Source organism: Microbulbifer maximicatervae (SeqCode), assembly GCF_052467325.1.
The window spans coordinates 858,658-872,373 of the sequence record NZ_CP174310.1 but is presented as its reverse complement, the minus strand read 5'-3'; the positions used below and the strand labels follow the sequence as shown (position 1 = coordinate 872,373).

At 50.3% G+C, this 13,716-nt stretch carries 9 protein-coding genes; 6 read left to right on the top strand and 3 right to left on the bottom strand.

The window, feature by feature from the left end:
• Positions 1-23: 23 nt before the first annotated feature.
• From ACJJIE_RS04290 to ACJJIE_RS04275, 4 genes are all read left to right on the top strand, one after another.
• Positions 24-2,933, top strand: a complete 2,910-nt coding sequence (locus ACJJIE_RS04290) for an insulinase family protein (RefSeq protein WP_444893667.1) — start codon at positions 24-26, stop codon at positions 2,931-2,933.
• A 101-nt stretch (positions 2,934-3,034) separates the two neighbouring features.
• On the top strand, positions 3,035-3,778 hold the full coding sequence (gene cmoA, locus ACJJIE_RS04285; RefSeq protein ID WP_108733518.1) for a carboxy-S-adenosyl-L-methionine synthase CmoA: 744 nt from the start codon (positions 3,035-3,037) through the stop codon (positions 3,776-3,778).
• Positions 3,779-3,785: 7 nt separating this feature from the next.
• Complete coding sequence (gene cmoB / locus ACJJIE_RS04280; RefSeq protein ID WP_444893666.1) at positions 3,786-4,763, top strand: tRNA 5-methoxyuridine(34)/uridine 5-oxyacetic acid(34) synthase CmoB; 978 nt, start codon at positions 3,786-3,788, stop codon at positions 4,761-4,763.
• A gap of 188 nt (positions 4,764-4,951) precedes the next feature.
• Positions 4,952-6,337 carry an L-serine ammonia-lyase gene (locus tag ACJJIE_RS04275; protein WP_444893665.1) on the top strand — a complete coding sequence of 462 codons (1,386 nt, stop codon included), beginning with the start codon at positions 4,952-4,954 and terminating at the stop codon, positions 6,335-6,337.
• A gap of 374 nt (positions 6,338-6,711) precedes the next feature.
• On the opposite strand, the gene ACJJIE_RS04270 is transcribed toward ACJJIE_RS04275, so the two are convergent.
• On the bottom strand, positions 6,712-7,611 hold the full coding sequence (locus tag ACJJIE_RS04270; RefSeq protein ID WP_282932520.1) for an NAD(P)/FAD-dependent oxidoreductase: 900 nt from the start codon (positions 7,609-7,611) through the stop codon (positions 6,712-6,714).
• Between the two features lie 116 nt (positions 7,612-7,727).
• On the opposite strand from ACJJIE_RS04270, the gene ACJJIE_RS04265 reads away from it, so the two are divergent.
• The gene (locus tag ACJJIE_RS04265) at positions 7,728-8,156 is read left to right on the top strand and encodes an Rrf2 family transcriptional regulator (protein ID WP_282932519.1); all 429 of its coding nucleotides are present in this window, start codon (positions 7,728-7,730) and stop codon (positions 8,154-8,156) included.
• Between the two features lie 156 nt (positions 8,157-8,312).
• Here ACJJIE_RS04265 and ACJJIE_RS04260 read toward each other — a convergent pair whose 3' ends face one another.
• On the bottom strand, positions 8,313-8,645 hold the full coding sequence (locus tag ACJJIE_RS04260; RefSeq protein ID WP_282932518.1) for a hypothetical protein: 333 nt from the start codon (positions 8,643-8,645) through the stop codon (positions 8,313-8,315).
• Between the two features lie 452 nt (positions 8,646-9,097).
• Between ACJJIE_RS04260 and ACJJIE_RS04255 the strand changes: the two genes are divergently transcribed.
• Complete coding sequence (locus tag ACJJIE_RS04255) at positions 9,098-10,276, top strand: alpha-hydroxy acid oxidase (protein WP_282932517.1); 1,179 nt, start codon at positions 9,098-9,100, stop codon at positions 10,274-10,276.
• 121 nt (positions 10,277-10,397) lie between these two features.
• Here ACJJIE_RS04255 and ACJJIE_RS04250 read toward each other — a convergent pair whose 3' ends face one another.
• On the bottom strand, positions 10,398-13,385 hold the full coding sequence (locus ACJJIE_RS04250) for a di-heme oxidoredictase family protein (protein WP_444893664.1): 2,988 nt from the start codon (positions 13,383-13,385) through the stop codon (positions 10,398-10,400).
• Positions 13,386-13,716 lie beyond the last annotated feature (331 nt).

Sequence of the window (13,716 nt, the reverse complement as noted above, 5' to 3'; positions counted from 1 at the left end):
ATATAACTCCAGGGAGCTGTCTTTTGAGCAACTCACATCCTGCATTTGAACTGGTTACCAGCGCAGATATTGATTCTCTCGGCGTGCGCGTCGAGGAATACCGACACATTACGACCGGTGCCCAGCACCTGCACATCGCCGCAGACAACTCGGAAAATGTTTTCCTTGTCGCCCTGCGCACCGTGCCCGAAGACTCCACCGGTGTCGCCCATATTCTTGAACACACCGCCCTGTGCGGCAGTGACAAGTACCCGGTGCGCGATCCCTTCTTTATGATGATCCGGCGCTCACTCAATACCTTTATGAACGCCTTCACCAGTTCAGATTGGACCGCCTACCCGTTTGCCAGCCAGAATCGAAAGGATTTTGACAACCTTCTCGACGTCTATCTGGATGCGGTATTTTTTGCGCGCCTGGACCCGCTGGACTTTGCCCAGGAAGGCCATCGCCTGGAATTTGCCGAAGCGGATAATGGGAGCAGCGAGCTCGTCTACAAAGGTGTCGTGTTCAATGAGATGAAAGGCGCCATGAGCTCCGTCACCTCGCAGCTGTGGCACACCCTGAGCAAATACCTGTTCCCCACCACCACCTATCACTACAACTCCGGTGGCGAACCTACTGATATTCCAAAGCTGAGTTACGAGCAGCTGGTTGCCTTCTACCGCAGCCACTACCATCCCAGCAACGCCACCTTTATGACCTTCGGTGATATTCCGGCGGCGGAACACCAGGCCGCGTTTGAAGAAAAAGCGCTGCACAAATTCGAGAAACTCGACAAGACCATCTCGGTTGGTCGCGAAGACCGCTACCAGGCGCCGCTGAAAGTCGAAGAGCACTACCCGTTAAATGGCGAGCCTCTGAAGGCCAAGACCCATATCGTATTGAGCTGGCTGCTGGGTGATGTCACCGATCTTGAAGAAGCCCTGACCGCACACCTGCTCGCCGGTGTACTGCTGGATAACAGCGCCTCACCGCTGATGAAGCTGCTGGAAACCACCGACCTGGGCACTTCCCCTTCCCCGCTGGTTGGCCTGGACGATTCCCAACGCGAACTGGTGTTTGTCTGCGGTATTGAAGGCAGCGAACGCGAAAGTGCCGACGAGCTTGAGCAACAAGTTCTCGACGTGCTGAGGGACGTGGCGGAAAACGGCATCCCCTACGAACAGGTAGAAGCCAGCTTGCACCAGCTGGAATTACAACAGCGGGAAATTGGTGGCGACGGCTACCCCTTCGGCTTGCAATTGATTCTCACCGCATTGACCGGCGCCACTCACCGTGGCGATGCCATCGGCCTGCTGAATATCGATGCCACCCTGGAGCGTCTGCGCGAGCAGATCAAAGATCCGAAGTTTATCGCCAATAAAGCCCGTGAACTTCTGCTGGAGAACCAGCATCGCGTACGTATGGTACTGAGTCCCGATGAGCAGTTGGCTGCGCGCCGCGAGCAGGCGGAGAAAGACCAGCTGGCGGAAATCAAAGCCGCTCTCAGCGAAAAAGAAAAAGCACAGATTGTCGAAACCGCCAAAGCCCTGGCCGATCGACAAAACCGCGAGGACGACGCTTCTATCCTGCCCAAGGTCGGCGTAGAAGATATTCCCGCAGAACTTCCGGATGTCGAAGGCGAAGCAATAGACTTGGGCCCACAGAAGTTGACCCGCTACAGCGCGGGCACCAACGGCCTGGTTTACCAACAAATGGTCTGCGCGCTGCCGGAATTCACCGAAACCGAAAAACAACTGCTGCCCTACTACTGCCAGGTACTGAGCGAAATTGGCCTGGGTGAAAAAGACTACCTGGAAGTCCAGCAGTGGCAGACCAGCGTGGTTGGCGCCCTGCACGGTTTCACCAGCAGCCGCACTGCCATCGACAACCTGGATCACCTTTCCGGCCACTTTATCCTGTCCGGTAAAGCGCTGGCTCGCAATCAGGGCGGCCTGACCGAGCTGATGCAAGCCACTATGGAGCAAGTGCGTTTTGACGAGCACGCCCGCATCAAAGAATTGCTACTGCAAACCCTCGCCCGCCGCGAACAGGGTGTTGTTGGCAATGGCCACGCCCTCGCCATGGCTGCCGCCAGTGCCGGCTACAACCGCGCCGCCTGGGAGAGCCATGCCAGCGGTGGTCTGCTGGGATTGCGCAACCTGCGAGCCCTGGTTGCCGGACTGGAAATAGAAGAAGGCCTGCAAGACCTTTCCACCCAATTCCAGGCTATCCACCAGAAAATCCTCGCAGCACCGCGCCAGTTCCTGCTGGTGGGTGAAGAAGAGAAAATTGGCGATTTCAGTCAGACACTGATGCCACTGACCTCGACTTCCAGCATCGCCGCAGCCAACCCCGCTGCACCTTTCGAACGCAAACAAATCGAGGAACTCTGGGTTGCCAACAGCCAGGTGAACTTCTGTGCCAAGGCCTACGCCACTGTGCCTATGTCCCACCCGGATGCGGCACCGCTGTCGGTTTTGAGCGGCTTCCTGCGCAACGGCTTCCTGCATCGCACCATCCGCGAACAGGGCGGCGCCTACGGCGGCGGAGCCGGCCACGACAGCAATATTGGCGTATTCCGCTTCTACTCCTACCGCGATCCGCGTATGGGTGAAACCCTGGAGGACTTCGACGCATCCCTTAAGTGGTTGGCCGAAGAGAAGCACAAGGAAGAACAGGTTGAGGAAGCGATCCTCGGCGTCGTCGGCGGTCTGGATAAACCCGGCTCCCCCGCTGGTGAAGCCAAGAAGAACTTCCACTCGGGCCTTTACGGCCGCACCCACGAGACGCGCCAGCAATTCCGCAAGCAGGTTACGGAAGTTACCCTGGAAGACCTGCAACGCGTCGGTGCCACCTATCTGGACCCGAGCAAGGCCAGTACCGCCATTGTTACCGGTCCCCAAGGTAGCGAAGCGGCAGCCAAACTCAATCTGAAGGAAGAAAAGCTCTAACTGGAGCTCGACGATTCCCCGGCAATTTGTCCGGGGAAGCTCTGCGGCGCCGGCCAAAAACCGGCGCCGATCTATCGCCGTTATCCTCTAGCGAAGTTCCAATGAGTAAACACGACAATATTTATGCAAACCCACTGGGCCAGGTAGCCGGCTTCGAGTTCGATCGCCAGGTGGTGCAAGTTTTTCCCGATATGATCAAGCGCTCCGTGCCCGGCTACACCACGATCGTAGCCATGATCGGCACCCTGGCAGAGCGCTATGCCCAAGCCGGAAGCCGCTGCTATGACCTGGGCAGTTCCCTGTGCGCGGCAACCCTGGCCATGCGCCATCGTATTCCCGCTGCCGACTGTGAGATCGTCGCTGTAGACAATTCGCAAGCCATGGTTGATCAGGCGCGCACGGTCCTCGAAGCCGATAGCGGCGAGGTTCCCGTTCAGCTTATCTGCGACAACCTGCAAAACGTAGCTATCGAAAATGCCTCGGTCGTAGTGCTCAACTTCACCCTGCAATTTATTCCGGTGGAAGAGCGCGAAGAAATCCTCCAGAAAATCCACGATGGTTTGCGTCCCGGCGGCATTCTGATTATTTCCGAGAAAGTGGACTTCGCCGATAAAGCCCACAACGAGTTAATGATCGAACTGCATCACTCCTTTAAAGCCGCCAACGGTTACAGCGCGCTGGAAATCGCACAGAAGCGCTCTGCCCTGGAGAATGTATTAATTCCGGAAACCCTGGATACCCACCGCACACGACTGAAAAATGTCGGCTTTACCAGTGTCGATGTCTGGTTCCAGTGTTTTAATTTTGCCTCTTTAATCGCCATCAAAGGCGCGCCGGAAAAGTAAGTACCCCGTGATCGACTACACCCAACTCTATCAAGGCCTGCAACACGTTCCCGCCCTGCGCACCTGGCTGGCCCAGCTGCCAACACAGGTGGCTGAAAACCTGAGTCCTCATCGCTGGGGCGATCTGCCCGATTGGCGCGCAGCGGTGGAAGCCCTACCGGAAATCACGCCCTCCGCTATCGAACTCAACCGCAAGGTCAGCGCAGGCACTGCCGCCGATGCCAGCTCAGAACAACTCGAAGCCCTGGAGCGGGAGCTGCGCAAATTACACCCCTGGCGCAAAGGCCCCTGGGAGTTATTTGGACTAAATATTGATACTGAGTGGCGCTCCGATTGGAAATGGGATCGGGTACTTCCGCACTTGGCACCACTGAAAAATCGACTGGTGCTCGATGTGGGCTGTGGCAATGGGTACCACTGCTGGCGATCCTACGGCGCCGGCGCGCGCCGGGTCATCGGTATTGATCCTTCCGCCAAATTTGTCGCGCAATTTTACGCGCTGAAAAAATACCTGGGCCAGGAAGCACCAGTGGATTTGTTGCCCCTGGGTATTGAAGCGCTCCCGGCAAACTTGCGCGCTTTCGATACCACTTTTTCCATGGGGGTACTCTATCACCGCCGTTCACCCATGGATCACCTGCGCGAATTGCGCGAAACCCTCCGTCCCGGCGGCCAGCTTGTACTGGAGACACTGGTTATCGACGGCGGACTCGGCGATTGCCTGGTACCCGAAGACCGCTATGCAAAGATGCGCAATGTATGGTTTTTCCCCAGCTGCGCCACCCTGGAGAGCTGGCTGCGCAAGTGCGGTTTCCGCAACCCCAGGACCGTGGACCTGAACACCACCAGCCAGGAGGAACAGCGGCGCACCGACTGGATGCACTTCGAATCCCTGGCAGATTTTCTCGACCCGGAATCGCCAGACAAAACTGTGGAAGGTCACCCCGCGCCCAAGAGAGCGGTTTTGGTCGCGGAAGCGCCGTAGCTTGTCTATACGCTTAAGGTCTGGGAACTCATAAATTCCGCAAAATTTGCTGCTAATAGAATTTTGTACGGAATGGGGAGCACCATCTTGATTGTTGCGACTCATAAGGCAAAGTGCGCCCCTAAATAGTGCAACTATATCCTTTAGGGAGGGCTGCCGCAGGATGCAGCCCGGCGCAGAGAATATTTATGAGTATTAGCGTTTTTGAGCTTTTCAAAATTGGGGTTGGCCCTTCCAGCTCCCACACGGTGGGCCCTATGGTCGCTGCCCGCCAATTCGTGCAGGATTTGCAAGACCGTGACCAGCTGCCCCGCACAAACCGCGTACAAGTCCATTTGTATGGCTCGCTGGCCCTGACCGGGGTTGGTCACGGTACCGATATGGCGGTACTGATGGGGCTTTTGGGTCAATCTCCAGACACCATTGATGTCGATTCAATCGATGAGAAAATGGCGCAAATCCAGAGCGAGCGCCGCCTGCTATTAAATAGTGACCAGGATATCGAATTTATTCGCGAGCGCGATCTGGTTTTCCATTTGGAGGAATTTCTTCCCCAGCACTCCAATGGAATGACCTGCCAGGCTTACGCTGGCGAAGAGCTACTGTTCGAGCGCAGCTACTTCTCCATCGGCGGCGGCTTTGTGCTCTCCGAAGAAGATTTCGCTCACAAAGAGGAGATCGCCACCCTTCTGCCTTATGACTTCAGCAATGCAGAACAGCTGATGAAGATCTGTGATCATCACGGTTGGACTATTGCCGAGCTGGCAATGGAAAACGAAAAAGCCTTCCGCGGCGAGCAGGAAGTCAAAGACCGTTTATGGAATATCTGGAAGGTAATGGATGCCTCTATTGAGCGAGGCTGCCACCAGAATGGCATCTTGCCCGGCGGCCTCAATGTTCGCCGCCGCGCTGCTGAACTCTACCGGGAGTTGAGTAAACAGAGTCCGGAAGAGCGCAACCACGGCCTCGCCATTCTCGACTGGGTAAGTCTTTTTGCTCTCGCCGTCAATGAGGAAAATGCCGCGCGCGGGCGCATCGTCACCGCACCCACTAACGGCGCCGCTGGTGTGATTCCCGCCGTTATCGCCTACTACGTGGAATTTGTACACGACAGCAAAATTCACGGTGAATTGAAAGACCAGGTAGTGAAATTCCTGCTCACCGCCGGCGCTATCGGTATGCTGTTTAAAAAGAATGCCTCTATTTCTGCCGCTGAGGTGGGCTGCCAGGGAGAAATCGGCGTAGCCTGCTCCATGGCTTCCGCCGGCTTGGCCGCCGTAGAGGGCGGCACCAACCAGCAGATTGAAAACGCTGCTGAAATTGGAATGGAACACAACCTCGGCCTTACCTGCGATCCAATCGGCGGGTTGGTGCAGGTCCCCTGTATCGAGCGCAACACCATGGGTGCAGTAAAAGCCATTAACGGCGCACGCCTGGCCCTGCGCGGTGATGGCGCTCATATCGTACCGCTGGACAGCGTTATCGAGACGATGCGTCAAACCGGTATCGATATGCAGAGCAAATACAAAGAGACCTCTCTCGGCGGGCTCGCAGTAAACGCTGTGAACTGCTGATATTTTTCGGCAGGAGCACAAATCTGCTCCTGCCGCTTACTTAGGGAGCCTCTGAGTAACTCCGTAATGCCTCTGCGGGTCTTGAAGGCTGCAGATGTTAGGCGCAGCTCGCCGCGAATGGCCGTAGCCCTTTGCAAGAGCTGCAACGCAGCAGCTGTGGCCTTAAAGACCCGCCCTTCGGGGCTTGCAGAGCGATTCACACTCCGCGTTGCGACTTCTTGAAAGGTCTAGACATTCCTTCGAAACCGCGCCTTGATTGTGAACCGCTCTGCATGCCAGAGGTATCATGGAGTTATTCAGAGACTCCTTAGCCCTAAAGATACCAAATTCTTTTTGTGGCATATCTCCAACGAACTCCCACCGGTATTTAAAAGTCACTGGTTAAATATCAGCGAGCGATGAGCCCCAACACCCGCCATGGTGCCGGATGCAATCGCGAAGGTTCCGCTTTGCATCGGGTTGGATAAATCCCCAGCAGCAAAGACCCCCTTTACAGAAGTTTCCTTAAAGCCATCCACCTTCACAATCCGCCCGGTGAAAGACTCCTCCAGCTCCAACCCCAATTTATCGATAAACGGAGAGGTCAATTCCGCTTTGGGGCTCACGTAGAGCCCCTCCAGTGGCAACTTGCGGCCATCTGCTAAAACAACTTCACTTAAACTATCCCCCTCTCCCTCCAACTGCGTAATCGGGGCTTCTTCCAGCATTACTCCCCGAGCCAGCAGATGATCGAGCACTTCCCCCTGCGGATTGAATTGGCCCTGGGTAAACAAGGTAGTTGCGCCCCAATCGGGAATCATCGCCGCCTGGTGGAAAGACAGCTCGCTGGTAGCCAGCACACCTAAAGGGCGATCACTCAGCTCATAGCCGTGGCAATAGGGGCAGTGAATCACACTCCTACCCCAGCGCTCTTTCACGCCAGGGATATCCGGTAGCTGATCCGTAATGCCGGTTGCAAGAATTAGCCTCTTCGCTTTAAAAGTGGTACCTCCCTGTGCAGCAACAGCAAACCCCTCTTCCTGGACATCCACACTATCCGCAGTGCCTTCAACCACCTGGAAGCTCGAGTAAGCCTGTAGCTGGGAAAGCGCCGTGCTACGAATTTCCTCAGGCCTCTTACCATCCAGGCAAAACACTCCATGGGACGCTTTTGCAAAGCGGTTTCTAGGTCTTTTAGCATCCAGTACAACGACCTTGCGCCTGCCGCGAACCAGCTGCATCGCCGCAGACAGGCCGGCAAAACTTCCACCGATAATCAATACATCCGTATCCATAGCCATCCCTCCGATATCATGTAACTTTTATTGTTACACAAAAATTCAAAACCGTACAACACACGTAACAGCAAAAGTTTCGTGATAAACTGCAGGATCAGAAATTTAGGTGAATTATGCGCAAAGACAGCCGATTATCCCGGGCACTTCATGTCCTTATCCATTTGAACATGACCGACAAGCCGGTTACCTCAGACAAGATGGCAGCTATGCTCCTCACCAATCCTGTGGTGGCTCGCAGAACTATGGCGCTATTGCGGGATCAGGGGTACGTGCGCTCCAGTAAAGGGCACAATGGGGGCTGGTCACTCGCGAAGCCCCTTAATGAAATTACACTTCTGGATATCCATAAAGCGCTGGGAGACAGCTCAGTTTTTACCATTGGTCTGACAGACGAACACACTAACTGTATCATTGAGCACGCAGTAAATGCCGCTCTAAAGGATGCAATGGATGAGGCCGAGAGTATTTTACTCGCGCAATTTGGTGAGATCACATTGGATCAGCTCGGTAGGGATTTTTCTAGCTCTGGGGTTTCAGAATAACTGCTCACATCCTAAGCTGCCGGGGAGACTCAGGTTTTTCTAGTTTCTGAATTTCCCCAAACAGCTATATCTATAATAAGATGTCAGAATAGACTCTATACTTTTAAAAGATACTTAGGGCCTGTCAGAGACATCAGGACCACATAGGCTTTTAAATTACTTAATAGATAAATTTCTTAAATCTGCGACATTTGTATAAAGAGTGCAATCATCACTACTCTTTATAATTACATCTCTCCCCGCCGCCAACGCAGATAAAAGAATGCTCAAATACAAACTTCCCTCTTCAGTAGTTCCATCAAAAACATATGAAAAACTACCATTTGTTGAACAGGCGACATCCCCAACTGGTAAATCTTCGGTTTCAACAAAGACTCGCCCTTGATATTGGGGGCCAGTATGAATCTGAGCGATTTTGCCAGAATAAACAAGCTCAGCATTACTTAATGCAGAATAAAAACCCAAGATCACCACAAATAAAACCCGCATAGATATACCTTTATTAAAAACCAAATCCGTTTAAAAAGAACCGGGATATAAATATATAGAACTGTTGATTTCAAGCAAATACCGAAAAATTCGCAACCTGCGTGAACTGCCTCAACTTATACTCTCTGTCCTGACTTCAACTCCTACTCAGCCGTTACCCGACAAGAAAAAAATCTCATAATTCTACCTAGCCACCATCTATGCTAAGCCTCAGTATTCTTTCTGGTATGGGTGGCAATTAGATAAAATTAAACTTGGGAAATAATTTTTTCTGGACTGGAATAACTTTAATATTTTCACAGCTTATCGAAAAATTCGCATTTGATTATTTCCATATAGACACCTAGAGGTACATAAGTACCTCCTCGACAGCTTTACATCCTACTCCGAAAAGGCACCCACCAACCAGATAGACTAATCTAAGAACTAGTACAATCTGGGAAGGTCTACCTGTGACCAAGTATAACAACCTATTCAACCGTCACTTCGCAAGCTCAAAAACACTGAGAAAAAGAGCAAAACAGAAAATTCCGAAATTCTCTTACGAATATCTGATAGAGGGCTGCATGGACGATATTGGCCTACACCGCAATCGCCGAGCCTTTAACTTTGTCAAAATGACACCTGAATACATTCGCCCAAACTTGACACCAGATTTGAGTTGCCAACTGTTCGGTAAGCTATACAGTGCCCCTTTTGGCATAGCACCCATCGGGCTACAAGGGCTTATGTGGCCAAATGCGCCAGTGATACTTGCTAGAGCCGCCTACAAGCACAATATCCCCTTCATTCTCAGTACCGTTTCTTCAGAATCACTGGAAAAAATAGCTCAAGTCACTCAGGGAACAGCCTGGTACCAGCTCTATAATCCAACTGAGCCAGCCATCCTTTCTGATTTGATATCCAGGCTAACCACAGCACAGTACCAACATTTGGTCATTACCATTGATGTTCCCACTTTTGGCTTACGTCCCAGGGACTTTCATAATGGATTGGCAATGCCACCGAAATTAAATATTAAGAATATCTGGCAAGCGATACTTAAACCCCATTGGAGCCTATCCACATTACGATATGGCCTACCCAAATTTAAGAACCTTGAATGTTACATCAACAACGATAATAAGAAACTTGAACTGACCGAATTCATGAATACTACGACTATGGGCCCGTTAGATTTTGACAGTTTGAAGCATATAAGGGACCTATGGCCTCACAAGCTTATAATCAAAGGAGTCATGAGTGAACCGGACCTACAGAGGGCAATCCAACTTGGGGCAGATGGAGTAATTTTGTCTAATCATGGTGCACGACAGCTCGACCTTGGAGAAGCAACACTTCCGATGTTGAACCACTTCTCTGGCTACCAAAACAAAATTCCACTGGCAATTGATAGTGGCATTAGATCCGGCGCAGATATTGCCGGTGCTTGTGGGCTTGGAGCTAAGTTTTGTTTCCTTGGACGGTTTTTTATGTACAGTGTCTGCGCCCTAGCTGAAAAGGGGGGCGACCATGCAATCTACTTGCTAAAGGCTCAATTAACTCAGGTGATGCAGCAAGTTGGGGCTGGCACCCTAAAAGATCTTTGCGAAAAGGTGGATCTAACACTAACTGAAAAGAGCGATTTTTGAAGAAACGCTAACACCTTTCTAAATGACTACCTAGCAGCAATATAAAATTATGAAATTGCACACCGATTAGTCGCCAGAGTTGATTGCTGACTAATGATCAACTCTGGAAAAAACCATATAGTTAAAGGGATCGTAAAAACTCTAGCAGATCTGCCCTCTCTGAATCACTCATGGAACGATAATTTTCCCTGCTTTCCCAAGCCTCTCCACCATGCCATAAAATAGCCTCCTCAATAGATCTCGCCCGACCATCATGTAGAAAGCTACTATGCCCATTTACAGCGGCAGCCATACCCAACCCCCATAATGGCGGCGTTCTCCATTCCTGGTTGTAATCAGTAGATTCAGTCAGAGAGTCCGCCAGCTCTTCTCCCATATCGTGGAGCAACAGGTCAGTATAGGGGTGTATGGTATTCCCCCTTAGCTCAGCCAGGGGGTGGCGATGATCAGTATTCATTTCAGTGCGATGGCAGGCGTCGCACCCAGCCTCAGAGAACAGCCCCTCTCCGGCAAGCACGGAGTCGTTAGAAATACTATCTTGATCACGGGGAGGCGCTCCCAGAGCCTGAAGGTAACCCACCAAATCTTGCAGATACTCATCTGCTAACTCAGCTGAATGTTCACTATATTGCCTACAAGTTAACTGCTCATACCCACAATCAGCATCACCGTTACCGCTGGTGACTCCAATGTCATTATTGAGAGCATCTTGCGTAAAGCTGGTTAGACTGGCATGACTGGACTTCCAGCCAAAGCGCGCGATATATGGAAGGCCACTGTCAAATTCCTTTACCAGAGCGGCCCGACCTGAAATCCCATCCTCATCGGAATCATCTGGATCATGCCACTCCAAGATCTCAGACTCAGGCACCGCCTCGAGTAACCCTAGCCCCAGTATTTGTTGCGGCATACGGGGGGAAAAGTACACTATATCGCTTCCAGTACCATCGAGCTTTTCGATACTGTAGACTGGTTTTCTCAAGGTATACGCAGTTCCGTCAGAGTAGTAATCCAGCACCTCTTCATAGGTAACTGCCACCTGCCCTTCAGCTTCTATCTCATCATCAGAAGTAACAGTTTGCAATAAATGACCAAAGTAGTGATGGGGCAATGCTTGACTTTCGGTATTGAGCCCGCCCGATCCCAGTTTCATAACCATCGTTTCTGGGAAATAGCCATCCTCTGGAGACGGTCCACGCCCATTATTGATATGACACGCAAAGCATGAATTCTCTATTTTAAGATCAGTGGCCAAGTCTGCCAGTTCTGAAAAGCTTGGATTCCCCTCCTCTTCGTGATCCCCAGAATCAAAATCAGTGTGAAACAACCTTCTACCACGCAAAAATGTATTATGGGTATCCCACTGAATATTCGATACTTCCTGCATATACGCAGTCCAATCGGCAATGCCACTATCAACTATATAAGTATCGTATATGTCGACCCCATCCAAAATTGGATACGTAACTTGAGTGGCGTCATCTGAATCACCGCTAACCCATGAGCCATCGCTACCGACATAATAAGTTAAAGTCTGCTCCGACAAATTTTCTGAGATAATTTCAGTGGCAGGTACAGAATCTCCCGCAATTATTGGAGTCGCTGTCGCACTACCTCCAGAACGAATACTTTCATCAATGTCATTATCATTGACAAGATAGATACCAGGCTCGCCCAATTGTATACGGTAAGTATTGGTATAGTAGATAGTCTGGCCTTCTACATTCTCATCCCCATCGTATTGCCCCAGAAATTGCTGGAATTCAAATTCCATCCATTCACCGGCTTCAAGAATACCATCATCCCCATTGTGTGCATCAAAAGTAATTAAACACACCCATACTTGCCCACTTCCATCCTCATCAGCCTCTATTAAAGGAGTATCCTCAAACTTAGCATTATTGTTGAAATCTGCTCGGTACACATTTGAGTATGCTGATCGGCACTCTGGAGAGCGATAGTGGGCATATTCAGGAGAATAATAGATTTCAATTAGGCTTTCACCTTTTGGAGTGTGATCATGAATTTCAAGGCCAAAGCTTCTATGTTCAAAATAAAAGGTAGGAAAAGTATAAAATGATCCCTCGGACTCATGACGCGACCTGGCCCTGCCACTAGCAAATGTCACAATAGTTCCATCTTCTTCTACATACCAATTTTGAGATTCATCAGCAGAATAACTACTATCGAAAAGTGGTGTGTAACTTAGAGTTCTATTAGTGGAAACAAAATTTAATGCCTCATCAAACAACATAAGCTCCCAAATAGTGTATTGAGAGCTTCCTTCACTTAACTCATTCCCCTGAATTCGTAGGTAGCGGTAGCTGCCTGACAGCTGGTGACTATCAATTCTAGCCCCATACTCCCCATCATATGCATCAACAAGAGTCACCCATTCATTACCATCATTGGAAGCCAGTATTTCATAACTAGCGGCATTATCATCACCCCAGTCTATGATTACCTTCGTCAATTCTGTTGCTTCACCAATGTCCAATGATAGATAGACTGCATCACCTTCTCCCTCCCAGGCAGTGCCTCTCAAATCATCAATAGCAAAAGCAGCTTCACCTACGGAAGAAGAAATTGTAGCTTCCAGAGCAATATTAGTTCCTACGTTACTCGGGGTCTCCTCCACCGAGTTATAAATAGGTTCGCCATAGACCTGAAATTCATAGATTGAGTATCCCCAAAAATTTCCATCACTACGAGTCAATCCATTCAACCGTATATACCGAAACTTACCGGATATTTGAAAAGTATCTGTTCTATCTCCAAATTCTCCATCGGAAGACTCCGCTAACAGCTCCCATTCCTGTCCATCATTCGAAGCTTCAAGTTTATAAGTATCCGCATTTGCAGCCTCCCAGTAGAGAACCACTTGCTCTAGCTCAGAAGTAGTACCCAGGTCTATGGTTATAGTACTGGGATCTACCTGATGTGAGCTTTCCCAGCGTGTACTCATATCATTGTCAACGGCAAAAGATGCCGACTGCAACTCCGTACTTGCAGTAACACTTCGACCTTCAGACAGAAGTTCAGCCGTTACACTGGAACAAAAAAGAGATGATAGGGTTAGGATACAACTTACAAAAATTGTATTTCTCATCGTCGGGGCACCTATTTTTTTTAGATACAGAAAGATCCCCCCATATGACGAGAGCCTTACTATCCTTGTAAAAAATGAACGCCCTTAAAAGCTCCACCGCGAAGGCGAAATCTTCTGAACTTTAATTATTTTTTTGGCTATAGTTAAATGGATTTCGATTGGTAAAAAACAAAGTAAAAGCTCTTGGGACAACTGCCTCAATGTCCCTTACAGTTCTGCAAATTAACCCATTCAACGCTAACTACTGAATTATATGACACACCGAATTGTTATCATTATTTAATCGACCAAAGGGAGGGCAATAGAGTTAAGTCGGATAAATAGCAAATAA

Bases quoted from the DNA above. Each gene is read 5' to 3' on its own strand.
- ACJJIE_RS04275 (WP_444893665.1), top strand. From the start codon at position 4,952: ATGAGTATTAGCGTTTTTGAGCTTTTCAAAATTGGGGTTGGCCCTTCC.
- ACJJIE_RS04260 (WP_282932518.1), bottom strand. From the start codon at position 8,645: ATGCGGGTTTTATTTGTGGTGATCTTGGGTTTTTATTCTGCATTAAGT.
- ACJJIE_RS04265 (WP_282932519.1), top strand. From the start codon at position 7,728: ATGCGCAAAGACAGCCGATTATCCCGGGCACTTCATGTCCTTATCCAT.
- ACJJIE_RS04270 (WP_282932520.1), bottom strand. From the start codon at position 7,611: ATGGATACGGATGTATTGATTATCGGTGGAAGTTTTGCCGGCCTGTCT.
- ACJJIE_RS04250 (WP_444893664.1), bottom strand. From the start codon at position 13,385: ATGAGAAATACAATTTTTGTAAGTTGTATCCTAACCCTATCATCTCTT.
- cmoA (WP_108733518.1), top strand. From the start codon at position 3,035: ATGAGTAAACACGACAATATTTATGCAAACCCACTGGGCCAGGTAGCC.